20 protein-coding genes are annotated in these 23,388 nt (G+C 74.1%); 5 read left to right on the forward strand and 15 right to left on the reverse strand.

What is annotated here, in order from left to right; translation table 11 throughout:
* Nucleotides 1–289: 289 nt before the first annotated feature.
* From JWR81_RS25145 to ligD, 6 genes are all read right to left on the reverse strand, one after another.
* Complete coding sequence (locus JWR81_RS25145; protein WP_297658156.1) at nt 290–1,471, reverse strand: geranylgeranyl reductase family protein; 1,182 nt, start codon at nt 1,469–1,471, stop codon at nt 290–292.
* 49 nt (nt 1,472–1,520) lie between these two features.
* A complete protein-coding gene (locus JWR81_RS25150; RefSeq protein WP_297658159.1) occupies nt 1,521–2,036 on the reverse strand; it encodes a helix-turn-helix transcriptional regulator in 516 nt (171 codons plus the stop codon).
* Between the two features lie 42 nt (nt 2,037–2,078).
* A complete protein-coding gene (locus tag JWR81_RS25155) occupies nt 2,079–3,077 on the reverse strand; it encodes a hypothetical protein (RefSeq protein ID WP_297658162.1) in 999 nt (332 codons plus the stop codon).
* A gap of 101 nt (nt 3,078–3,178) precedes the next feature.
* Nucleotides 3,179–4,363: a DUF4142 domain-containing protein gene (locus JWR81_RS25160; protein WP_297658165.1), complete on the reverse strand. Its 1,185-nt coding sequence runs from the start codon at nt 4,361–4,363 to the stop codon at nt 3,179–3,181.
* Between the two features lie 50 nt (nt 4,364–4,413).
* Complete coding sequence (locus tag JWR81_RS25165) at nt 4,414–5,751, reverse strand: ferric reductase-like transmembrane domain-containing protein (protein ID WP_297658168.1); 1,338 nt, start codon at nt 5,749–5,751, stop codon at nt 4,414–4,416.
* A 312-nt stretch (nt 5,752–6,063) separates the two neighbouring features.
* Nucleotides 6,064–7,092 (reverse strand): non-homologous end-joining DNA ligase, encoded by a 1,029-nt coding sequence (gene ligD, locus JWR81_RS25170; protein ID WP_297658171.1) that lies wholly within the window; start codon nt 7,090–7,092, stop codon nt 6,064–6,066.
* A 32-nt stretch (nt 7,093–7,124) separates the two neighbouring features.
* Between ligD and JWR81_RS25175 the strand changes: the two genes are divergently transcribed.
* Both JWR81_RS25175 and msrB read left to right on the forward strand, forming a co-directional pair.
* The gene (locus tag JWR81_RS25175; protein WP_297658174.1) at nt 7,125–7,412 is read left to right on the forward strand and encodes a hypothetical protein; all 288 of its coding nucleotides are present in this window, start codon (nt 7,125–7,127) and stop codon (nt 7,410–7,412) included.
* Nucleotides 7,413–7,488: 76 nt separating this feature from the next.
* Nucleotides 7,489–7,911, forward strand: coding sequence for a peptide-methionine (R)-S-oxide reductase MsrB (msrB, locus tag JWR81_RS25180; RefSeq protein WP_297658176.1), 423 nt, complete (start codon nt 7,489–7,491; stop codon nt 7,909–7,911).
* Nucleotides 7,912–7,989: 78 nt separating this feature from the next.
* On the opposite strand, the gene hemQ is transcribed toward msrB, so the two are convergent.
* From hemQ to hemE, 3 genes are all read right to left on the reverse strand, one after another.
* Entirely contained in the window at nt 7,990–8,685 is a 696-nt protein-coding gene (hemQ, locus tag JWR81_RS25185) for a hydrogen peroxide-dependent heme synthase (RefSeq protein ID WP_297658179.1), read from the reverse strand.
* A gap of 114 nt (nt 8,686–8,799) precedes the next feature.
* Nucleotides 8,800–10,278 carry a protoporphyrinogen oxidase gene (hemG, locus tag JWR81_RS25190; protein ID WP_297658181.1) on the reverse strand — a complete coding sequence of 493 codons (1,479 nt, stop codon included), beginning with the start codon at nt 10,276–10,278 and terminating at the stop codon, nt 8,800–8,802.
* Nucleotides 10,275–11,342 (reverse strand): uroporphyrinogen decarboxylase, encoded by a 1,068-nt coding sequence (gene hemE, locus JWR81_RS25195; protein WP_297658183.1) that lies wholly within the window; start codon nt 11,340–11,342, stop codon nt 10,275–10,277. The genes hemG and hemE overlap by 4 nt, the downstream gene beginning before the upstream one ends.
* Before the next feature lie 115 nt (nt 11,343–11,457).
* On the opposite strand from hemE, the gene JWR81_RS25200 reads away from it, so the two are divergent.
* The 3 genes from JWR81_RS25200 to JWR81_RS25210 all read left to right on the forward strand — a co-directional run bounded on the left by JWR81_RS25200 (nt 11,458) and on the right by JWR81_RS25210 (nt 14,258).
* Nucleotides 11,458–12,054 (forward strand): DUF3000 domain-containing protein, encoded by a 597-nt coding sequence (locus JWR81_RS25200; RefSeq protein WP_297658185.1) that lies wholly within the window; start codon nt 11,458–11,460, stop codon nt 12,052–12,054.
* A 318-nt stretch (nt 12,055–12,372) separates the two neighbouring features.
* Nucleotides 12,373–13,026 (forward strand): response regulator transcription factor, encoded by a 654-nt coding sequence (locus JWR81_RS25205; protein ID WP_075949948.1) that lies wholly within the window; start codon nt 12,373–12,375, stop codon nt 13,024–13,026.
* Between the two features lie 44 nt (nt 13,027–13,070).
* Nucleotides 13,071–14,258, forward strand: coding sequence for a ribonuclease D (locus tag JWR81_RS25210; protein WP_297658187.1), 1,188 nt, complete (start codon nt 13,071–13,073; stop codon nt 14,256–14,258).
* Nucleotides 14,259–14,566: 308 nt separating this feature from the next.
* On the opposite strand, the gene JWR81_RS25215 is transcribed toward JWR81_RS25210, so the two are convergent.
* The 6 genes from JWR81_RS25215 to JWR81_RS25240 form a co-directional block, all read right to left on the reverse strand.
* Entirely contained in the window at nt 14,567–15,703 is a 1,137-nt protein-coding gene (locus JWR81_RS25215) for a cell wall metabolism sensor histidine kinase WalK (protein ID WP_297658189.1), read from the reverse strand.
* A 5-nt stretch (nt 15,704–15,708) separates the two neighbouring features.
* A complete protein-coding gene (locus tag JWR81_RS25220; RefSeq protein ID WP_297658190.1) occupies nt 15,709–16,374 on the reverse strand; it encodes a response regulator transcription factor in 666 nt (221 codons plus the stop codon).
* Nucleotides 16,374–18,314 carry a 1-deoxy-D-xylulose-5-phosphate synthase gene (dxs, locus tag JWR81_RS25225; protein WP_297658192.1) on the reverse strand — a complete coding sequence of 647 codons (1,941 nt, stop codon included), beginning with the start codon at nt 18,312–18,314 and terminating at the stop codon, nt 16,374–16,376. The genes JWR81_RS25220 and dxs overlap by 1 nt, the downstream gene beginning before the upstream one ends.
* A gap of 72 nt (nt 18,315–18,386) precedes the next feature.
* Complete coding sequence (locus JWR81_RS25230; RefSeq protein ID WP_297658195.1) at nt 18,387–19,736, reverse strand: GGDEF domain-containing protein; 1,350 nt, start codon at nt 19,734–19,736, stop codon at nt 18,387–18,389.
* Between the two features lie 114 nt (nt 19,737–19,850).
* Nucleotides 19,851–21,212 carry a diguanylate cyclase gene (locus tag JWR81_RS25235; RefSeq protein WP_297658197.1) on the reverse strand — a complete coding sequence of 454 codons (1,362 nt, stop codon included), beginning with the start codon at nt 21,210–21,212 and terminating at the stop codon, nt 19,851–19,853.
* A 901-nt stretch (nt 21,213–22,113) separates the two neighbouring features.
* Nucleotides 22,114–23,367, reverse strand: coding sequence for an MFS transporter (locus tag JWR81_RS25240; RefSeq protein WP_297658199.1), 1,254 nt, complete (start codon nt 23,365–23,367; stop codon nt 22,114–22,116).
* Nucleotides 23,368–23,388 lie beyond the last annotated feature (21 nt).

Consider the following 23,388-nt stretch of genomic DNA (forward strand, 5'->3'; position numbering starts at 1 on the left):
CGGCCTCGGCGGCGCGCCTGCGGCGGCGCTGCTCGTCGACGTGGGCGTCGGGGTGCGTGCGCGGGCCGGGCGCCCACGCCGCGTCGTCCCGGAGTCCCCGCGGTCCCTCCTCGGGCAGCATTCCCGACGGCCCTCGTGGCGCCATGCGCCGGACGTTCATCGACTCAGCGACCATCGCGCGCTCCCCCGTTCGTGCAGACCCTCGTCGGCCGTTCCCTCCACACCCAACGAGCGACCTGCGGTCCAGGCGCGGGTACGGGAACGACAAGCACCAAAAGTGTGATGTCGCTCACCGGCCATCTGCCGGTCTGTGTCGGCGTGTCGGCGACAGAGGACCGAGCGTCACGTACTGTGCCGCCACTCGGAGCAACGCCTCCTTGGGCGCGGTGCCGCGTCCGAGACCCAGGTCGACGGCCGCGTCGAACACCTGCTGGTGCCGTGCCGCCGCCGCGACGGCCGCATCGAGGAACCGGCTGTGCGGCACCAGCCGCGCCAGCACACCGAGGTGGTCCTGGTGCCGCCCGAACGTCCGCCGCATCGCGGCGCGGTGGCCGGCCCCGGCCGCCTCCCCGAGGAGCGCGGCCCGCCCGGCCAGCACTCCGGAGGCCACCGCGTCGAAGATGCCCTCACCGGTCAGCGGGTTGACCATCGACGCGGCGTCGCCCGCGAGCAGCACGCGGCCGTCGGGATGCAGGCGTGGCGCGGTGGACAGCGGCAGGTGGTGGCCCCGCACGGTCGCAGGGTCGGGCTCCTCCCCCGGGAGCAGCGCCCGGAGCGCACCGAGGAGCTCCTGGCGGGTGCCGCCGCCCCGGCGGTCGAACACCCCGTAGCCGACGTTGGACCCGCCGCCGAGCAGCGGGAACGACCACGCGTACGCCGGGTACCGCCCGCGCGCGAACTCGATCATGAGGGCGTCCGGCTCGAGCGACGTCGGGGCGTAGCCGCGGACGGCCACCGCCGTGCCCGACGGCGGGGTGCGTGGCGCACCGAGCTGCCTGCGGACCGTGGAGTTGGCACCGTCGGCCCCGATGACCGCACGGGCGGCGATCGCACCGTCCAGCACGACGTGACCGGGGCGCACGGCGATCCGCCGGACGCGATGGCGCACCAACCGCGCCCCGCGTGCCACTGCGGCGGCCACGAGCTGCGCGTCGAACACCTTGCGCGGGATCACGCGGTTGGGCCGCGCACACGTGCGGGCCACCACCTGCCCGCCAGGGCTGCGCAACCGCAGCCGGGGCACCTCCGGGCCGAGGTGCGACAGGTCGGGGACGCCCAGCGCGGCGAGCAGGTCGAGCACGTGGGCGGCGATCCCGTCGCCACACGTCTTGTCGCGGGGGAAGTCGGCCGCGTCGAGCAGCAGCACCGAGGCGTCGGGGCGCAGCTGCAGCGCGCGCAGCGCGGCTGCGCTGCCGGCAGGCCCCGCTCCGACGACGGCGATGTCGACCAGGTCCTCCGGCACGTCGTTCACCCCATGGGTCTACCCCACGCGCTGCGGGCCGGCCGCGACCGGGGGGCCGTCACACGATCACCCCCGTCCGCAGCGCCAGCACGAGCAGCGCGTCGCGGTCGGGCTCGCCGAGCTTGCGCGCGATGCGCCGGATCGTGGTGCGCACCGTCAGCTCGGGCACGTCGAGCTGCGCGGCGATCTCCGCGTCGGTGCAGCCCTCGGCGGCCATCTGCAGGAACTCGCGCTCCCGCGGCGTCACCGCGCACGAGGTGCCCTGCGCGCCGTAGAGGCTGCGGCGGCCGCGGGTGCTGCGCTCACCCCAGCGGTCGGCGTGCTGCCGCCGGGCGAGCTCCGCGAGGGTGCGCAGGGAGCACGGCCACGGGGTGCTGCGGGCTCCCGTGCCGGCGCTGGTGCAGGTGCGGCAGCGCAGCTCCGCGTCGGGGGCGTGGTCGGCGAGGATGCGGAACCAGACGTCGACCATCGGGGCGAGGGCCGCGGCGGCACCGGGCGGGTCGTCGGCGGTCCGGGGGCGGGGGATGCCGGGGGTCGGGAGCGGGCGGTCGGCACGGGGCAGCGTGGCGGGCACGCGGGTCTCCTGGGGTGTGACGGGGAGCGGGGAGGGAGTGGCTCAGCCGATGGTGATGCGGACCGAGTCGACGGCCGGCGTCTGGTTGGCGCGCCGCATCATCGGGATCCGGTGCGAGCCATCACCGGCCCAGACGGTGCACTGCGCCTCGCCCTTCGGCAGGCCGGTCACGTTCACCGTGACGGTGTCGGGCTTCCTGCCACCGCCGCCGTCCTGCGTGGCCACGAAGAACGCCGGCACGGGCGCGGACTCGGGAGCCTCGTCGAGGCTCGGGAGCATGCGGCACGCGGTGTGGAAGTGACCGCGCTGCAGGCCGTTCGGGTCGAGGAACGAGCTCTCCAGGTAGTAGCCGCCCGCCGCAGCACCGAGGAACCGGTCGCGCACGAGGTTGCGGGTGCTCACCGAGATCGCGAACGGGGCGTCGGCCGCCACCTCCTTCGGGAACCTGGTGATGAGCAGCTCCGGGTCCTTGTCCTCCGCCGCGACCTCGCCGAACGCCGTCGAGACGCACGCGGGCGCGATCTGGAAGCCGGTGTGCGGCTGGAGCTTGCTGGTGCTGCAGTCGCGGCCCAGGACGTCGAGGCCGTTGTTCGCGGGCGGGTTCGCCGCCGCGGTCGCACCCGACGTCGGCGCCGCGCTCGCGTCGACGGTGGGGTCCGCGGTGGGGTCGGCCGTGGCGTCGGCGCTCTCGGTGGGATCGGCCCCGTTCGTCGGGTCCTCGGGGGGGTCGGGGGTCTCGGTGGAGTCGCCCGTCGTGTCGTCGGCCGGGACGACCGCGGACGACGTCGTCCCCGTGCTGTGGCCGGAGTGGCTGCCGGGCCGGCCTCCGTGCTGACCGGAGTGACCGGCGGCCGCGCCCGCACTGCTGGTCGGCCGCACCACCGTGCTGGCGGCGGCGTAGTCGCAGGCGGCGGGCGCGACACACGCGACGAACGCGAAGGCGGCGATCGCGATGCGCCTGCCCACGGCCGGATCGCGAAGCGGCAGCTCCGGCGTCAGCGGATCGGCGGAAGATGTCGGGGCGGGTTCCGAGGTCGGCATGGTCGAGCTCCGTTCGGGGGATCGACGGGCCCTGGGGAGGCCCGTCGGCGGTGTCCGGCTGGGATAGCGCGGAGCTGTTGCCGGACCTGGACGCGAGCTGGCTAACGGCGGACGGAGTGGCGCGGACCCGTCGTGTCGACCGGGGTGCCGCGGGGCGTGACGGGGGTGCGGTGCGAGCCGGTGTTCTCCCCGGGGGCGGGTTCGACCCGGCGGAACAGGGGGCCGGTGCTCTCGCCGGGGGCCGGCACGGTGCGCCGGGTCGAGCGGCCGGTGGGAGCGTCGACGAGGTGGGAGTCGACCCGGTGGGAGTCGACGCGGTGGGAGTCGACCCGGTGGGAACCGGTGGTCTCGCCGTTGGGGAGCAGCCGGTGCGGGCCGGTGAATTCGCCGGGAGCCAGCCGCCGCCGCGGGGCGTCCGCCGCCGGGGGCGCGAACCCGTGCGGCCCGGAGACCTCCTCCGGCGACGCGCGCGGAGCGGGGATCGCCAGCGCTGGCACGGCGGCGGGCTCCACCGGGGGTGTCGGCCGTGCCATGGGCACCGCCTGCCGGGCCACCGTCACGCGGCGCGGCCGGGACGCCGTGCGGCGCCGCAAGGCGAGCACCAGCCCGACCGCGGCCAGCAGGGCCGCGATGAACACCAGCAGGGGCACGATCAGGTCGGTCCAGCTCGTTGCGCCCGACAGCAGCCCGGGCGACGGTGGCGCGGGCAGCGCCGAGTAGTCCACGAGCCCGGTGCTCTCGAGATAGGCCAGGTGCCTGCTGACGAACTCGTTCGCGGTGGTGGCGAAGTCGCGGATGAGCGAGTTGCGGGTGCCGGCGCGGACCTGTGCGACGAGGGCCAGCACGGTCCCGTGCGCCTGCCGCAGCCGCTGGACGAACGTGCGGTCGTAGTCCGAGCCGGTCTGCGCGGAGATCTCCTGCATCCAGGCCTGCTGCTGGGCGCTGGGGCTGGTGGGGAGCAGCACGCCGAGCTTGTCCGCGACGGAGCGGACGTCGGCGTCGAGGGTGGCGTGCTCGGAGGCGATGTGCTGGCCGACCTCGCGCACCGCGGGCGACGTTGCCTGCTGCGCGGCCTGCTGGCCCGTGGGCACCTCCCAGAGGTCGGCCATGCGCACCTTCGCGAGCAGGTCGCGGTCGGCCGGGCCGAGCGGGCCCCACTGGGTCTGTGTCCAGCCGCCGGTGCCCGGGGTGTCCGAGGACCACGACTGGAACACCGACACGGCCGCGGCCAGCACCACCGCGACGAGCACGGAGACGCGCAGGAACCGGGGTATCCGGCGGAGCATGGGGAGCCTTTCTGGCAGTGCAGGTACGACAGTGCGGGTACGCGGGTGGGTCAGACGAAGTCGAAGAGCTCGGTGCGGATCCGCGACGCCGGCACGTCCATGACGTCGAGGACGTCCAGCGCGTCGTCCACGAGGCCGGGCGGTCCGCAGAGGAAGTAGTCGAGGGCCTCGGGACGCTCGACGGTGCCGAGCACCATCGCGAACAGGCCCACGCCGAGGTCGCCGGTGTGTCCCTCCCACCCGTCGGGCGGGCGGCGCAGCACCTCGGTGACCTCGAGGTCGAGGCTGTGACACAGGAAGCCGAGCTCCTCGCGGAACAGCAGGTCCTCGGGCGACCCCGCGACCACGACGAGCCGGTACGGGCGGGGGTCGCCGCGGTCGGCGGCGGTGCGCAGCATGCTCATCATCGGCGTGATCCCGACCCCGCCAGCGATGAGCACGAAGCCGTCGCAGACGCCGATGTCGGAGGTGAACGCGCCGTGCGGGCCGTCGACCCACACCGGGCTGCCCGGTCGCAGTGTGCGCAGCGCGCGGGTGAAGTCCCCCGTGTGCCGGACGGTGAACTCGGTGTGGTCGAGGTGCGCGCTCGACGCGATCGTGAACGGGTGCTCCTCGGCCGCGGGAGAGCGCCTCAGCCGGATCCAGGCGAACTGGCCCGGCGCGAACGCCCAGTCGGCGGCGGCGGACGCGTGGCTGTGCCTGCGCCTTCGGCGCGGCCCGAGCACGACGGTGCTGACCGTCGGGCTCTCGGCGCGGACCTCCATCACCATGAACTCGGTGGACGGGTCGAGCAGCCCGCGCCAGACCCACCGGTAGGCCGCGACCGCCAGCAGGACGAGCACCAGCACCGTCAGCGTCACGAGCATCGCGGCCTGCTGCACCACGTGGTCGAGCCACCAGACGTGCAGGGCGGAGAAGAGCACCGCCGCCGAGCCGAGCCCGATGTGCGTCCAGCGCCAGAACTCGTAGGACAGCCGCAGGTGCCGGCGCATCAGCGCGCTGACGACGAGCGCGCCGAGGGCCGTGGTCGCCGCCACCGCGGCCTGGGCCCGGTGGGGAGCGGTGGGCACGTCGAGCAGCGCCACGGCGGACGGGTCGGCCGCGACGACGCATGCGAGGTGCAGCATCACCAGCACCGCGGCGCCGACGCCGAGGAACCGGTGCACCTCGATGACGCCCTCGATGCCGAACGCGCGGTTGACCGACCGCAGCCTGCTGGGCAGCACGGCCGCGCAGACCATCGCCGACAGCGCGAACAGGCCCGTGAGCACCGACAGCCGCGACCACGTCGGCTCATCCGGCGCCGTCGCCAGCCACAGCAGCGCCGGCACCACCATGATGGCGCCGAGGGCCGCGAGCCACGCGGTGCGGAAGTTCCTGTCGGTCATGGCGGCAGACCGTATGCAGGGGTCACGGGCGCGGGTTGCGAAGCTGAGAGCGTCGTGGGCCGGGAGTGAGGTCAGCCGCGACGAGCGGCGACAGGTTGCTCCGGACGCTGCACGGGTTGCGCCGATCGCCGAGCAACCACTTTCAGGGAGTAACGGAACGGCAACGGTCGGCCGGAGGATCGGGCCGCTCGGCGTTCCGCGGACCCGCCGCGACCGGTCGTCGCGGACCGGCCGCCGCCACCGTGCCGGACCGGAGGGTGAACGGTCAAGCGGGTCCCCCGAGCCGTCACCGGCCGACCCGTCCGGCAGCGGCTACTGACCGGGCTGGGGGTTGCGCGCCCGGCTCGGTTGCACCCGCATCGGCTCCCCCGCCATCTTCGGGTACTCCGGCGGGTAGGGCATCTCCCCGCGCGGGTCGGCGGCGTACCACTCCAGCGCCGTCTCGATGCCGCCCGCGTGGGCGTCCATCTCGGCGTGCGGGTCGCCGCGCTCCGCGTAGATGCCGGGCACGGTGCGCACGTCGAAGTCCTCGGGCTCGACGTCGGGCAGGTCGTCCCAGGTCACCGGCATCGACACGGTGGCCCGCGGGCGCCCGCGCACCGACCACGCCGACGCGATCGTCCGGTCGCGGGCGGCCTGGTTGTAGTCGAGGAAGATCCGCTCGCCGCGCTCCTCCTTCCACCAGTCGACGGTGGCGGCGTCCGGCAGGCGCTCGCACACCCTGCGGGCGAGGGCGATGACGGCGTGCCGCACGTCCACGAAGTCCCACTCGGGCCGGATCCGGCAGAACACGTGGATACCCCGCCCGCCCGAGGTCTTGGGCCAGCCCACGAGCCCGGCCTCGTCGAGCACCTCGCGCAGCACCGCGGCCACGGCCCTGGCGTCGGCGAAGTCGGTGCCGGGCTGCGGATCGAGGTCGATGCGCAGCTCGTCGGGACGGTCGGTGTCGGCGCGGCGCACCGGCCAGGGATGGAAGTCGAAGGTGCCCATGTTGGCCGCCCACAACAGCACCGCGGGCTCGGTGGGGCACAACGAGTCGGCCGTGCGCCCGCTCGGGAACGTGACCCGGGCCGTCTCGGTGTAGGCGGGCGCGCCCTTGGGCAGGCGCTTGGAGTAGAACGGCTCGCCCTCGACGCCGTCCGGGTAACGCTTGAGGTTGGTGGGGCGCTCGCGCAGCACGCGCAGCAGCGGGTCGACCACCGCGAGGTAGTACTCCACCACCTCGCGCTTGGTGATGCCCGGCTCCGGGAAGTAGATCTTGTCCGGGCTGGTCAGGCGCACCTCGCGGTCGCCGTCCGGGCCCGGGACGGTGAGCAGCACCGCCGCCGCCTTGGTCGCCACGGGGGCGCACGCTACCGGCTACGCTGGGTTCCGTGCCCGAACCGGACAGATCTCGTCAGTTCGACGACGAGCTGCTCGGCCTCGATCCCGACGATCCCGAGGCGCGGGCCTTCGCCGCCCACCTCGACCGCATGCAGCGCGAGCGCCCCGCGTTCACCGTCGAGGGATACCTGGCCGGGGTCAGCGAGTTCGCCGACTCCGCCAACCGCGCCGAGGGCGAACGGCGCTGGGGCGCCGTGCTGATCGTGCTGCTCCTGCTCGCCGTCTCCGCCTACCTGGTGTGGGACGTCCTCCACTTCGTGGCGACCACGTGGCTGTAAGAGCGTGTCGTTCGTAAGAAATGGGATGGACCGCATCACGAGCGCGCCGGCGGGGCGCGGACATAGTGTGGAACGCATGGACAAGACCACCCAACCGGCCGCGAAGGTCGTCAAGACCGACGCCGAGTGGCACGAGCAGCTCACCCCCGCCGAGTACCAGGTGCTGCGCCAGGCGGGCACCGAGCGCCCGTTCGTCGGCGAGTACACCGACACGAAGACCACGGGCGTCTACGAGTGCCGCGCGTGCGGCGCCGAACTCTTCCGCAGCGACACCAAGTTCGAGTCGCACTGCGGGTGGCCATCGTTCTTCACCCCTCTCGCGGGCGACACCGTCATCGAGCGCACCGACTACTCGATGGGTGTGAAGCGCGTCGAGGTTGTCTGCGCCACGTGCCACAGCCACCTCGGCCACGTGTTCGCGGGCGAGGGCTACGGCACCCCGACCGACCTCCGCTACTGCATCAACAGCATCTCGCTGAAGCTCGTGCCGGACGCCTGAGCATGATCGCGCCGAGATGGGCGGATCCGCGGATCGACCAGCGGAAACGCCCACCTCGCGGTGATCAGGGCAAGGTGATCAGGGCAGGGTGGCCACCAGGTCGCCGGGCTGCACGCGCGGGCCGGTGAAGAACGGCACCTCCTCGCGCACGTGGCGGCGGGCCTCGGTTGCGCGCAGATCGCGCATGAGGTCGACGATGCGGTCGAGCTTGTCGGCCTCGAACGCGAGGATCCACTCGTAGTCGCCCAGCGCGAACGCGGGCACGGTGTTGGCGCGCACGTCGGCGTAGCCGCGAGCGGCCTTGCCGTGGTCGGCCAGCATCGTGCGGCGCTCCTCGTCGGGGAGCAGGTACCAGTCCAGCGACCGGACGAACGGGTACACGCACACGTAGTTCTTGGGCGCCTCGCCCGCGAGGAACGCCGGCACGTGGCTCTTGTTGAACTCCGCGGGGCGGTGCAGCGCCACCTGGCTCCACACCGGCACGCTGGCACGGCCGACCGCGGTGGAGCGGCGCAGCGAGGCGTAGGCGGCCTGCAGCGCCTCGAGGTTGTCGGCGTGCCACCAGACCATGAAGTCGGCGTCGGCGCGGACGCCCGCGAGGTCGTACACACCGCGCACGACCACGCCCTTGCCTTCCAGCGCGTCGAGGAACTCGGTGAACTGCGTGGCGGCCTCGGTGCGGTCGTCACCCAGCTTCCCCGGCTCGACGCGGAACACCGACCACATCGTGTAGCGGATGGTGCTGTTGAGCTCGGCGTAGTCGAGGCGTGCCATGCGATCCATCGTGCCACTCCCCCCGCCGCCCCGCGCACGCGCGTCAGGCCGGCCCCACCCGCGAGCCGGCCCTGGGGAGCGCGCGATTCGGACGGGAATGCGCGCGAGCCGCGATCAGCGCGCCGCGGGCACCAGACCGGCTGCCACGCGCTCGGCCGCGGCCCGGGCGGTGGCCACACACGCCGGCACCCCGACCCCGTGCAGCGCCGACCCGGCCACCGCGAGCCCCGCGGGCAGGCCCACCTCGATCGTCCGGACGCGGTCGAGGTGCCCCACCCCGTACTGCGGCAGCCCCCCGCCCCACCGCTGCACGTGTACGGCGACGGGCGCTGCCCTCAGCCCGGCCACCTCGGCGAGATCCGCGCGGGTGCGGGCGACGAGCTCGGCGTCGTCCACCTGCAGCGACGCGGCCTCCCCGAACCGTCCGATGGACGTACGCAGGCGCACCAGCCCGTCGGGCGCGAGGTGGGACCACTTGTTCGTCGAGTGCGTGACGCCCTTGACCGCGAGGGGCTCCCCCGCCGCCACCAGCATCCCGGATGTCGGGGGCAGGGCCGCGGCGTCCTCGGGCCGGTACGCCAGCGCCACCACCGCCGACGACGCGAGCTCGATCCCCGATGCGGCCGTCGCCGCTCCCGTTGCGGCGTCGGCCAGCAGGCGGGCCGCGGCCGGCGCGGGGACGGCCAGCACCACGGCGTCGACGTCGAGCGCCTCGGGGGCGGTGGTGGGGCCGAGCGTGAGCCGCCAGCCCGCCTCCGTGCGCTCCAGGACCCGGACCGTCGTCCCCAGCCGGACGTCCGCCCCCGCGGCGGCGGCCAGCGCGTCGAGGAGCACCCCGTAGCCGCCGCGGACGGCTCCGAAGACCGGCGCGGGCGGACCCGTGCGCCGATCCGTGTCGACTCGCGCACCGGATCGTGTCGACTCACGCGCGACGTCATGTCGACTCGCGGGGGGCGGGGTGGTGGCCCGGTCCGCCGCCGCGGTCAGGGACGGGGCGCCCGAGTCCAGGACCGCAGCCAGCGCGGGGATCGTGGCCCGGACGCCCAGGCTGTCGACACGGCCCGCGTAGACGCCGCCGAGCAGCGGGTCGGCGAGGCGGTCGGCCAGCTCGTCGCCGAACCGCTCCCGGAGGAGGCCTCCCAGGGCGACGTCGGCCGTGGGGTCCCAGCACAGCGGGCGCTCCGGCTCCGCGGCGACGGCCGCCAGCCCCTCGGCCGACAGCAGCCCGTCGAGGCGGGTGCTGCTCGTGGGCACCCCGAGCAGCGTGCCCCCGGGGAGCGGTCCCGTGCGCCCTGCCGCGCGGACGGACGGCGCCGCGGACGTGGGGTGGACGAGGAGGTCGCTGAGCCCGAGCTCGGCCAGCAGCGCGGGGACCTCGGGCCGCCGGGCCAGGAAGGCCTCGGCGCCGACGTCGTAGGGCACCCCCGCGAGGTCGACGGTGCGCAGCACGCCGCCGATGCGGTCGCGCTGCTCCAGCACCGTGATCACCGCGGACGGACCGAGCAGGGTGCGCAGCCGGTGCGCCGCGGCCAGGCCGGACACCCCGCCGCCGACGACGGCGACACGGGGCACGGCACCCGGAGGGCGGGTCACACCTGCTGGGCGTGGACGAACTCGACGAGCCGCGTGAGGACGTCCGGGTCGGTCTCGGGCAGGACGCCGTGACCGAGGTTGAACACGTGCCCGGGGGCGCGGCGCCCCTCGCCGAGGATGCGGAGCACCTCCGCCTCGATCGATGCGCGGTCGGCGAAGAGCACCGCGGGGTCGAGGTTGCCCTGCACGGGATGGGTGCCACCGGTGCGGCGGGAGGCGTCGTCGAGCGGGATGCGCCAGTCGACGCCCACGACGTCGGCCCCCGCCTCGGCCATGGCGCCGAGCAGCTCGCCGGTGCCGACGCCGAAGTGGATGCGGGGCACACCGGCCGCCGACAAGGCGCCGAGGACACGGGAGGAGTACGGCAGCACGTACTGGCGGTAGTCGCGCAGGGACAGCACACCGGCCCACGAGTCGAACAGCTGCACCGCGTCGACCCCGGCCCCGACCTGCGCCCGCAGGAACGCCGACGTGATGGCGACGAGGCGCTCCATCAGGCCGTGCCACACGTCGGGGGCCGACCGCATGAGGGCCTTCGTCCGCTCGTGGTTGCGGCTGGGACCGCCCTCGATCATGTACGAGGCGAGCGTGAAGGGGGCACCGGCGAAGCCGATGAGCGGGGTGTCGCCCAGCTCACGCAGCAGCAGGCCGATGGCGTCGGTGACGGGTGCGACCTGCTCCGCGTCGAGGTCGGGCAGCTGCGCGACGTCGGCGGCCGTGCGGATCGGGTGGGCCACGACGGGCCCGGTGCCGGGGACGATGTCGACGCCGACGCCCGCGGCGTAGAGCGGCACGACGATGTCGCTGAAGAGGATCGCGGCGTCCACGCCGTGCCTGCGCACCGGCTGGAGGGTGATCTCGCAGGTCAGGTCCGGGGTCAGGCAGGACTCCAGCATCCCGGTGCCGGTCCGCAGGGCGCGGTACTCCGGCAGCGACCGGCCGGCCTGTCGCATGAACCAGACGGGCACGCGGGACGGTGTGCCGCCGCGCGCGACCGCCAGCAACGGGGCGCTCTCCAGATCGCGGCGGCGACCCAGGACGGCGGGTACGGAGTTCGTGGCCATGGCCCGGCCATCCTCCCACGGGAGCGACGCCGGACGCGCGCCGGTGGTGGTGCCCCGATCGGGTACCGGCGCGCCTGCCGGTGACGACACGGAGAGCGACCTAAAGTTTCTCCTCGTGCCCGACGCGACAGCCCCACCACCACCGGCGTTCCGCCGGGCCGTGGCCTCGCTCAGCTCGACGCGTCCCCGCCCGGAGCTCCTCGTCTCCGCACTCGGCGCCCCACCGCGGCTCGCCCCCTACACGTGGGCGTTCAGCGTGGAAGCCGACGCAGGAGCCGGGCGTGCCGGCGAGCCGCTCGACGACCTCGACGAGCCCGACACATCGGGGCGGCTGATCCTGCTGCACGACCCGGCCGGGCAGGACGCCTGGGAGGGCGTCTTCCGACTGGTCTGCTTCGTCCAGGCCCGCCTGGAGCCCGAGCAGCTGGGCGACGAGATGTTCCCCGTCGTGGGGTGGTCGTGGCTCACCGAGGCGTTGGAGCACAACGGCGCGGGCTACACGGCGCTCGGCGGCACGGTCACGCAGACGTCGTCGGTGCGCTTCGGCGACATCGCCGGCCCCCGCCGCGACGACGACGTCGAGCTGCGCGCGTCGTGGACGCCGACCGACACGAACCTCGCCGCGCACGCGGAGGCGTTCTGCCAGCTCGTCGCATCGGCCGCAGGACTGCCTCCGGTCGGAGCAGTTTCTCTCGTCCATCGAACGGTCTGATCACGGTGCCCACCTGCATCGACGGCGCGGTTCGTGATCGCCGACGTCACCCGGTCGAGTGGACCGTCTACGACAACGCTGTAACTTTCCTTCGGCAAAGTTCGATCCGATACACGACGTTAGACCGCTTGGGGGGCTACGCTTCCTCCACGACACCTCCTCGGGCGGTCGGGCGAACGCTCTACGCGACCGGGGTTCTGGTGCCGGTCGGGGGGCAACGACCGACTCCAGGGAGGTAGTGACGTGGCCGTAGTGGGCCAGGGCGCACAAGTACGTGGCACGGCGGGTCATCCGTCCAACCCCGTGCTGTCGCCCGCGATGGTCCCGCATCCGCGGGAGGAGCTGTTCTCGGTGCTGGTGGTCGACGACCATCCACTGCTGCGCGAGGCGATCGCCGCGCGTTTGCGCTCCATGGGAGCGGGAACGGTGTACGAGGCCGCGTCGGTCGCGGAAGCACGGGCCCGGGCACACGCCAACGGTCCCTGCGACCTGGCGATCCTGGATCTCGGACTTCCCGATGGCAGCGGGCTCGATCTGGTGACCGAGCTGCGGTCGCTGGGCTGGAACCGGCTGGTGGTGCTGGCGTCCTCGGACGACCCGTACGCCGTCCGGTCCGCATTCCAGGCCGGCGCGCAGGCGTATCTGCTCAAGTCGGCGTCGGCGGCGATCGTCACCGACGGCGTCAAGCGAGTCCTGGACGGCGGCGTGTACGCCGACCCGACGGTCGCTCCCCTACTGGCGACGGGCACTCGTGTCCCGGGCACCGACAACACCCCGCGCGAGCTGTCGGCGCGCGAGGTGGAGGTGCTGCAGCTGGTGGCCGACGGGCAGTCCAACAAGGAGATCGGCGAGGCGCTGAGCCTCTCCGCGCTCACCGTGAAGAGCCATCTGTCCCGGATCGGGCGCAAGCTCGGCACCGGCGACCGCGCCCAGATGGTGGCGCTGGCCATGAGGGCCGGGGTCATCCGCTGACCGAGGAGCCAGCCGATCCACTCGAGGACGCCGGCCCGTCGGCGGTGCCGCTGCTGCGGCCCGCCGACGGGCTGCCGCCCGTGGTCGAGGACCGCTCCGCGCTCGTCCGCACGGCGGAGACCTTCGCCGCGGGCCGCGGGCCCGTCGCGGTCGACGCCGAGCGAGCCTCCGGCTTTCGTTACTCCCAGCGCGCCTACCTCGTGCAGCTCCGGCGCGCGGGATCCGGCACCGCGCTGGTCGACCCCATCCCGCTCGGCAGCGACCTGTCCGAGCTCGCCCCGGCGCTGACCGGGCCCGAGTGGGTGCTGCACGCCGCCAACCAGGACCTCGCCTGCCTCGCCGAGGTGGGCATCGCGCCGTCCAAGCTCTTCGACACCGAGCTCGCCGGACGGCTGGCGGGGCTCCCCCGCGTCGGGCTCGGGCCTATGGTCGAGCAGCTCCTGGGTCTCGCGCTGGAGAAGGGCCACGGAGCCGCCGACTGGTCGCGCCGCCCGCTGCCCGAGGACTGGCTCGTCTACGCCGCGCTGGACGTCGAGGTGCTCGTCGAGCTGCGTGACGTCCTCGCCGGGATGCTCAGCGACCAGGGCAAGTACGAGTGGGCGATGCAGGAGTTCGAGGCCGTCCGCACCGCCGGGCCGCCCGCTCCGCGCGCCGAGCCGTGGCGCCGCACCTCCGGCATCCACAGGATCCGCAAGCCCCGCCCGCTCGCGGCCGTCAGGGCGCTCTGGGAGGCCCGCGACAGGCTCGCCGCCGAGCGCGACATCGCCCCGGGGCGTGTGCTGCCCGACGCGGCCGTCATCGACGCCGCCGTCACCGCGCCCACGTCGCCGCAGGCCCTGGCGTCCATGGCGGTGTTCCGCGGACGCTCCCAGCGCCGCCTGACGAACTACTGGTACGCCGCCCTGAAGGAGGCTGCCGCGCTGCCGCAGGAGGAGCTGCCCCGGACCTCTCCCCCCGCCGACGGGCCGCCTCCCGTCGCGCGCTGGGCCGACCGCGACCCCGACGCCGCCGCCCGCCTCGTCGCCGCCCGCGCCGCGCTGGCGCAGACCGGTGAGGAGTGGACCGTGCCGGTGGAGAACCTGCTGCAGCCCGACCTGCTCCGCCGCCTCTGCTGGACGCCCCCCTCCGACGGCGACGTCGCGGCGGCGATGCGCAAGGGCGGCGCCCGCGACTGGCAGGTGGAGCTGCTCGCCCCGGCCCTGGAAGCGGCACTGGCCACCCGCGCGTCCTGACGCCGCATCGGGCAGTCGCGCACAGCCGCCGGGCAAGGCGGTGTGATCAACGCCGAGCGGGCCCGTTCACCGGGGCTCCGACGACGCGAGCATCCGCAGGCGCCGCAGCGGCGGTGAGTGGTCCCGGATCCGCCGCGGGGCCGGCGCACGGCTCGTGCTCGGCTGCTGCGCGGCCGTCGGGTCCCGCCTCGGCGCTGGTGGCTGCAACTGGTTCCAGAAGTCGTCCCGGTGGTCGCTGCTGGAAGCCGGGCTCCCGCGCCCGGAGCTGCAGGTGTGCTTCGCGGGCCTGTTCGCCTGTCTGAAGCAGCTCAGCCCGGGGCGAGCGGCAGCTGCACCGTCACCGTCAGGCCGCCCCCGGGCACCGGGGACGCGGTCGCGGTGCCGCCGTGCGCCGTCACCACCGCGCGGACGATGGACAGGCCCAGCCCGGACCCACGGGCGGCCCCGGTGCGCTCCACGGGGCCGCGGCGGAAGGGCTCGAACAGCTCCGCCACCTTCTCCCCCGCGATCTCCGGCCCGCTGGACGACACGCGCAGCTCCGCGAGCCCGTCGTGGACGCCGGTGGCGATCTCCACCCAGCCCGCCGTGACGTTGTGGCGCACCGCGTTCTCCAGGAGGTTGCCCGCCACGCGTTCGAGCAGGACGGGGTCGCCGCCGGCCGGGGCGGGCGCGGTGGTGACGGTGATGCGCAGGCCGCGCCGGCCTGCCTCCACGCGGACGGCGGCCAGCGCGGGCACGACGAGCTCCGCGAGGTCGACGGGCCGCAGCTCGCCCAGCTCCGCGCCCTCGGTGCGGGCCAGCAGCAGCAGGCCTGCCACCAGCTCGTCGGCGCGGAAGGTGGCTGCGCGCACCACCGCCCCCATGCGGCGCAGCTCGGCGACGTCGGCGGCCGGGTCGGACAGCGTCACGTCCACCTCGGTGCGCAGCACGGCCAGCGGCGTGCGCAGCTCGTGGCTGGCGTTGGCGACGAAGCGCCGCTGCGCGTTGAACGCGGCCTGCAGACGGTCGAGCATCGCGTCGAAGCCCGCGGCCAGCTCGGCCACCTCGCCGCGGGCGTCGCGCACGCCGGTGCGGGTGTCGAGCGACTCCACCGACAGTCGTCGCGCCGTGGCCGTGACGACGTGCAGCGGCGACAGCACGCGCCCCACCAGCCACCACGACACGATCGCCACCGCGATCACCACCAGCGGGAACGCCATCAGTCCCGCCGTCAGCACCGTTCCCTGCGCTGCCTGGCCGATGGCCTCGGACAGCTGCTCGGCCGGCACGATGCGGTCACCGACCCGCACGGTGCTGCCCGGGGGGAGCGCCGGTACGGCACGGACGACACCGCCGACGAGCCACCACCCGAGCCACAGCAGCAGTGCGCTGACCAGCGCCACCAGCGCGGTGCTGACGAGAGTCAGCCGCGGCCGCAGCCCCGCCATCGGGCCCAGCCCCGCCATCTGTCTCAGCCCGCGGCCGGAACCCGGTACCCGGCGCCCACCACGGTCTCGATCACGCCTGGGTCGCCGAGCTTCTTGCGCAGCGTCATGACCGTGACGCGCACCGTGGTGGTGAACGGGTCGGCGTTCTCGTCCCACACGCGCTCGAGCAGCTCCTCGCTGCTGACGACGGCGCCACCGGCCGCCAGCAGCACCTCCAGCACGCCGAACTCCTTGCGCGTCAGGTCCACGGGACGGGCGGCGCGCAGCACGGTGCGCTTGGCCGGGTCGAGCGCGACGTCCCCCGCCACGAGCATCGGCGGCACCGCGGGCGTCGCGCGGCGGCCGAGCGCCCGGCAGCGGGCCACCAGCTCGGGGAAGTCGAACGGCTTGGCCAGGTAGTCGTCCGCGCCGCGGGACAGGCCGTCGATCTTGTCGGCGAGGGTGCCGCTGGCGGTCAGCATCAGCACCCGCGTGGTGGCCCCGGAGGCGACGATCTCCGCGCACAGGTCGTCGCCACCCATGCCGGGGAGGTCGCGGTCGAGGACCACCACGTCGTAGCGGGTGACGGCGGACTTCTCGTGCCCGGTGTCGCCGTCGTAGGCGACGTCGACGGCCATGCCCTCCCGCCGCAGCCCGCGGGCCACGGCTTCGGCCAGCGGCTGCTCGTCCTCCACGACCAGGACGCGCATCAGCGGGCCTGCTCGTCGGAGGAGGACGCCGCGGACGCCGCCGCGGACGGGACGAGAGCGCCGGGCAACGCCGACGCCCACTCCGTGACACGCCGGGCCACGTCCTGGGCGGTGAGCCCGGCCTTGGCGAGCACGTCGCCGCGGCTGCCGTGGTCGAGGAACTCCTGTGGGATCGACAGGTCGCGCAGCGGCACGTCGCACTCGGCGGCACGCAGCACGTCCGACAGCGCCGAGCCGAACCCGCCGTGCCTACCGCTGTCGCTGACAGTGACGACGAGCCGGTGCGCCCTCGCCATGCCGACGAGCGCGCCGGGCACCGGGAGCACCCAGCGGGGGTCGACGACGGTGACCGGTACGCCCTGCTGGGCGAGCTTCAGCGCGGCCGCCACCCCGAGCTCGCCGAAGACCCCGGCACAGACCATGAGCACCGACGACTCCTCGCCGGGCGGCGGCTCGTGCAGGACGTCCACCCCGTCGACGCGACGCAGCGCGGGCACGGATTCGATCACCGATCCCTTGGGGAACCGGAGAGCGGTGGGCCCGTCGTCGACGGCGACGGCTTCGGCGAGCTCCTCACGGAGCGTGGCGGCGTCGCGCGGAGCGGCCACGCGCATGCCGGGCACGACCCCGAGGAGGGACAGGTCCCACATGCCGTTGTGCGACGGCCCGTCGCTACCGGTGACGCCAGCGCGGTCGAGCACGAGCGTGACCGCCTGGCGGTGCATCGCGACGTCCATCAGCAGCTGGTCGAACGCGCGGTTGAGGAACGTGGAGTACAGCGCGACAACGGGGTGCAGCCCACCCCGGGCGAGCCCGGCCGCGGAGGTGAGGGCGTGCTGTTCGGCGATGCCGACGTCGATGCAGCGCTCGGGGTAGGCCTCGGCGAACGGCACGAGCCCGGTGGGGCCGAGCATCGCCGCGGTGATCGCGACGACGTCGTCCCGGCTCGCGCCGATCTTCACGATCTCCTCGGCGAAGACGCTGGTCCACCCGGTCGACGGCGGCCCGGTGGGGAGACCGGTCTCGGGGTCGAACGCGGCCGGGCTGTGCATCTGCTCGGCCTCGTCGTTCTCGGCGGGCGGATAGCCGTTGCCCTTGCGGGTGACGGCGTGCACGATCACCGGCCCGCCGAAGTGCCGTGCCCGGCGCAGGGCGGACTCCATGGCGCCGATGTCGTGGCCGTCGACGGGCCCGAAGTACTTGAGGCCGAGATCGGAGAACAGCTCCTGCGGACTCAGGGCGTCCTTGACGCCGGCCTTGAGCGCGTGCAGGCCCGCGTAGAGCGTGGAACCGACAACAGGCGTGCGGGCCAGGGCGTTCTTGCCGGCCTCGAGCATGCGCTCGTAGCCGGGCTGCAGCCGCAGCGACGCGAGCCGGTCGGCGAGGCCGCCGATGGTCGGGGCGTAGGAGCGCCCGTTGTCGTTGACGACGATCACGACGTTGCGGTCAGGGCACGCGGCGATGTTGTTGAGCGCCTCCCAGGCCATGCCGCCGGTGAGCGCGCCGTCACCGATCACGGCGATGACGTGCCGCTGCTGGCCGGTGAGGGAGTAGGCGTGCGCGATGCCGTCGGCCCAGGACAGCGACGTGGACGCGTGGCTGTTCTCGACGTGGTCGTGGTCGCTCTCGGCGCGGTTCGGGTACCCGGAGAGCCCGCCGGTCTTCTTGAGCATGTCCCAGCCGTCCTGACGGCCGGTGAGCAGCTTGTGGACGTAGGCCTGGTGGCCGGTGTCCCAGATGAGCGTGTCGCGCGGCGAGTCGAACACGCGGTGCAGCGCGATGGTCAGCTCGACGACGCCGAGGTTGGGCCCGAGGTGACCGCCGGTGCGCGACACCGTGTTCACCAGTTCCTTGCGGATCTCCGCGGCCAGCGCGACGAGCTGGTCGTTCTCGAGCCGCTTCAGGTCGGCCGGGCCCCGGACGGACCGCAGGACACTCATCGCACTCCTCGCAGTTGCCGGATCACCGGGTCAGCTTACGGAAAGGGTGCTCGCTCGGCCCGGCCCCGCGTGTCACCGAGCAGTACGGACGCTCTCCGTGTCGCCACGGCGGGGTGACGGGATCTCGGCAGGCCCGGCGATGCGGACCAGGTTGCGGCCGCTGCGCTTGGCCGCATAGAGCGACGCGTCGGCCGCCTTGAGCACCTGTTCCAGGGTGGCGCCGTCGGCCGGGACGCACGCGCCGCCGACCGAGATCGACAGCCCGGTGATCGTCACGAGGCCCTCGGTGGTCTCCACCGGCACGTCCAGCTGTGACACGCGTCGCCGCAGGCGCTCGGCCACCGCGTGGAGCTCGTCGCGGGCGCCCGCACCGGGCGGCAGGTCGGGCAGCAGCACCACGAACTCCTCGCCGCCGAACCGGCCGACGAGGTCGTGCTCGCGCACCCCCGCCTGCAGCTCGGCGGCCACGGCGGCGAGCACGTCGTCGCCCGCGAGGTGGCCGTGGACGTCGTTGACGGTCTTGAAGTGGTCGAGGTCGAGGATCATCACGGCGGCGCCCGAGCCCACGCGCTGCGCCCGGCGCACTGTCCGTGCGGCCTGCGTCTGCCAGGCGGCGGCGTTGAGCAGGCCGGTCTTGCCGTCGGTGCTCGCCACCTCCTCGAGCTGGCGGACGAGCACGGCTCGGTGCAGGACGAGGATCGGCGGCAGCGCGAGTGCCACCAGGCCGGGGGCGGCACCGAGCGCGACGGCGGCCAGCGCCCCCATGCAGAGCGTGGCGACCTCGAGCGCGTTGTCGTCCCAGCGGCCGAACAGGTCGCGGGCGGTCGACCCGGCCCCGCTCAGCGCGATGGCGGCCGCGACGAGCACGGTGTTCACCGCGACGTAGGCGAGCACGGCCGCGACGATGCCCACGACCCCAGCGACATCCGAGGGCCCCGAGGGCAGACCGCCCGCCTGCCGCACCACCGTGTGCGCGGCTGTGGCGGCGAGCACGACGGTTGCGGTCGTGTAGACGTGGCGGTACAGCGGCACGTCGGCGGGCCGCCAGACCCGCTGCCAGAGGTGGGCGTAGACGGCCACCACCACGGCCGCGGCCAGCAGCGGCGGCAGCAGCAGGGCGGCGGCGAACGTCCACACGGAGCTCAGGTCGAAGTACGACGTCTGGGCGGTGCGGCGGCGGATGCGCTCGATGCCGGTGGCGAGCTCGGTGTGCACCACGGAGAGCACCGCGAGGAACGCCCCGAGCAGCATGTCCGGCAGCCGCGGGGCCGACGTCACGGTGGACGCGACGATGCCGACGGCGGCGACCTCCACGACCACGACGCCCACCAGCGCGGGCACCGGCAGCGTGCGCAGCGAGCCGCGGGCGGACGAGACGATGCCGTCCGGTCCGGCGGGGACGGGCAGGGCCGAAACATCCACGATCGCGGCCCCCTCCCCTGACACGACTGTGTCCCCGAGCGAGGCTAGTGAGGCCGGGACGGCGTGTCAGGGGGGCGGAGGTCCCTCATCGGGGTGGACTCGGCGGCCGGTCGCTCACTGTGCGTCAACGGCGGGAAGCGGGATCTCGCCGTCCAGCGGCGCCGGGAGATCGGCGGGCGCCGGCCCCATCCGCACGGCGTTGCGCCCGGCACGCTTCGCGGCGTACAGCGCCGTGTCGGCGATCTGCAGCAGCGAGCGCAGCTCACCCCCGGCCCCGGGCTGCACGGCGACGCCCACCGAGACGCTCAGGCCCGCGATGGTCAGCGGGCCGTCCGGCGTCGGGAGCTCCACGCGCAGCGCGGCGACGCGGCGACGGATCCGGTCGGCGACGGCCTCCAGGTCGGCCGCACAGCCACCCTGCAGGCCCGCGAGGAGGACCACGAACTCCTCACCCCCGAAACGGCCGACGAGGTCACGGTCGCGCACCTCGGAACGCAACGCGTCCGCGACCGCCGCGAGCACCTGATCCCCCGCGAGATGACCATGGGTGTCGTTGACGACCTTGAAATGGTCCAGATCGAGCACCAACACAGCCCGCGGACCCTCACCCCGCACCACCCGCTGCAGCGCCCGCTCCGCCTTCGTATGCCAGGCCGCAGCGTTCAGCAGACCCGTCTTACCGTCGATCGACGCCGCCTCCTGCAGATGGCGCACCAGCACCGCCCGGTGCAGGACGAGCAGCGGCGGCAGCACCAGCAGCACCAGCCACGGGTTCACCAGCACCACGAGCCCCGTGAGGCCTCCGAGGCTCAGCGCGGCGAGCTCCAGGAGGTTCTCGTCCCACTCGCCGAGCAGGTCGCCGGGGGTGCCGCCGCCCGTGCTCACCGCGATGGCCCCCGCCACGAGGGCACTGTTCACGGTGATGAAGACCAGGATCGCGACGACGATGGCGATCAGCTCGACACCTCGCACGGGCAGCGCCCCGACCACGGTCTCGACCTGCGTCATCACCGACGAGGCGGCGAGGCAGGACAGGGTGATCGTCGCGGTGCTGAACAGCTGCCGGTGCAGGGGCGCCCGGGTGCGGGCCGAGCGCAACCACAGGTAGCTGTGCACCAGCAACGCCACGAGCGCGGCGTAGCCGGCCGGCAGGACCACCACGGCAGCGAAGATCCACACCGAGGTCAGGTCGACGTGCAGGTTGCCGGTGATGCGCCACCGGACGCGTTCGACGTCCCTGGCCAGCTCCGTGTGGACGATGCCGAGGACCGAAAGGACCACCGCGTAGGTGAGCTCGCTGTCCGTGAGCACCGGCCGCGCGATCAGGCCCAGCGTCACGAGGAGCACCATCGTCAGCTCGACGACCACCACGGACCCGAGCAGGCGGCCGGGCATCTGCCAGACCGGCCACGCCGCCACAGCGGACCGCGGCGACCACCGGCCGCGCTCGCGTCCGTCCACTGTGTCGATCGTCATTCATACTCTCGTCATAGGCGCCGCTACTCCGTGTGGAGCCTAGTGGCCATCCCGGAGCACTGCCACCCGTTCGGGCGGCGAGATCGGACACTTCGGGTGCCGACGGCACGCTGACCCGTCGCCCGCTCCAGCGTGCGACAGAGCTGGAGGTCCCGCGCGGAGCTCGCCCGGTCCGCACCTCCTTGACCCGGGCCCGGCGATCCGTGGTCACCCGGCCTCCGACGCAGAGAGAGGACCACCCGTGCGCGGCAAGAACTGGACCTGACCGGCCAGCCCATCCCCAGCCCCCGGAAGGAGAACGACGTGCGCGGCAAGAACTGGACCTGACGGGGTGGACCCGGTCAGGGGTGCACGGGCGACATCCCGCCCGCCCGCTCGGCCGCACGGTCCCGACCCTGCGCACGGCGCCACGCCACCACCCCCACGGCGGCGAGCACGACGCCGGCACACACCCGCCGTCGCGACGCGACAGACGGGCTGCTCCACGCGCCGGCGGCACAGCGCCGGCGGTTACGGCGACACCACGTCCGGCGACGCCGGACGCGGCCACGCCGACCGCCTGACCGAGAAGGGCATCGGGCGCGGACGAGGCCGGAGCGATCCGGACCGGCGGGAACGCCGGGCGCGGGAACGCCCGTGGTCCGGCCCGCCGACCCGGGCTCAAGCGGGCGAACCATGGGGGTGGAAAGTGACGATCAGTCGGTCGCCGTCGACGAACCCTCGCCGACGTCCCCGTGGCACCGGAACCATGTCGTTGACGACCTTGAAATGGTCCACAGCCCGCGGACCCTCACCCCGCACCACCCGCTCCGCCTTCGTATGCCGGACCGCACCGTTCGGTTCCCACATGCACGGAAACCGCACGCCCGGGGAGCACCGGACCGCAGCGGGCCTCCTCGTATCAGCCGTTCCGGGGTGCCAGCAGCACCTCGGACGGCCGCCCCCGGCGCTCCGAGCCGGCGCGGTACCACGCCATCGCGCCGGCGGCGGCGAGCACCATGCCGGAGGCCGCGCATACGGTGATGGCGGTCGACGGGCTCCACAGGTCGGCCAGCAGTCCGCCGACCAACACCGCGATCCCCTGCCCCGCCACGATCCCGGAGGCGACCACGCCGATGGCAGCCCCGCGAGACTCGTCGGGGGTCGTCCGCACGAAGGACGCCTGCGCCTGCATCAGGTAGGCCGTGGAGAGCAGGCCCGCGAGGCTCCACAGCACCACCGTCACCAGCACGCCGGGGCGTAGGCCGACGAACAGCAGCGGCACCCCGGCCAGCACCGCGATCACGCCGATGAGCCCGGGCCGCCGATCGGGCGGGACGAACCGCACGAACAGCCATGCGCCCAGCACGCTGCCCAGCGGATCGGCGGCCATCAGCAGCCCGACGAGGGAATCGTCCATACCCAGTTCGGCCGCATACGGGACGGCCAGCGCCTCGGGCACGACGTAGCAACCGATCATCCAGACCAGTGCGACGAGCGCCCGGCGCCGAGGGTCCGTCGCGATCTCGACGATGCCCGTCACCATGTCCCGCCAGTGACCCCCGCCCTCGCCGGCCGCGACGGACGGGCGCGGCCGGGCGGTCAGCCCGAACCGGATCACCAGCCCGGACACGAGGAAGGTGGCGGCGTCGAGCAGCAGCGCGGTTCCCGGGTTCAGAGCGGCGACGAGCAGACCGCCGGTGGCGAAACCGACGAGCTGCGCGGTCTGGCTCGACATCTGCGCGACGGCCAGGCCGCGCTCGTAGAGGTCGCCGGGCAGCAGGTCCGGCAGCAGGGCCCCCCGGGCGGCGGTGTGCGGCGCGGCCAGCAGCGCCACGACCACCAGCAGCACCAGCAGCACCGGCAGGGGGACGCCGGGGATCGCCATCACCACGAGCGGGACGGCGCGCAGCAGGTCACAGGCGAGCATGACCTCCCGCCTGCGGAAGCGGTCGGCGATGCCCGAGAGCAGCAACCCGCCGAAGATCGCGGGCAGGAAGCTCAGCGCGTACGTGCCCGCCGCCCACGCCGCCGAGCCGGTGCGGTCGAACACCAGCACCGCCAGCGCGACCCTGGCCAGCTGGTCACCCATGATCGAGAGGAGGTCCGCGGCCCAGATCGCGCGGTACTCCGGCGTACGGAAGACACGTGACAGCCCACCGTCGTCCGTCGTCATCCGGCCGTTCCCCCCTACCCG

Origin of the sequence: Pseudonocardia sp. (assembly GCF_025965585.1) — a bacterium.
Classification (GTDB): Bacteria; Actinomycetota; Actinomycetes; order Mycobacteriales; family Pseudonocardiaceae; genus Pseudonocardia.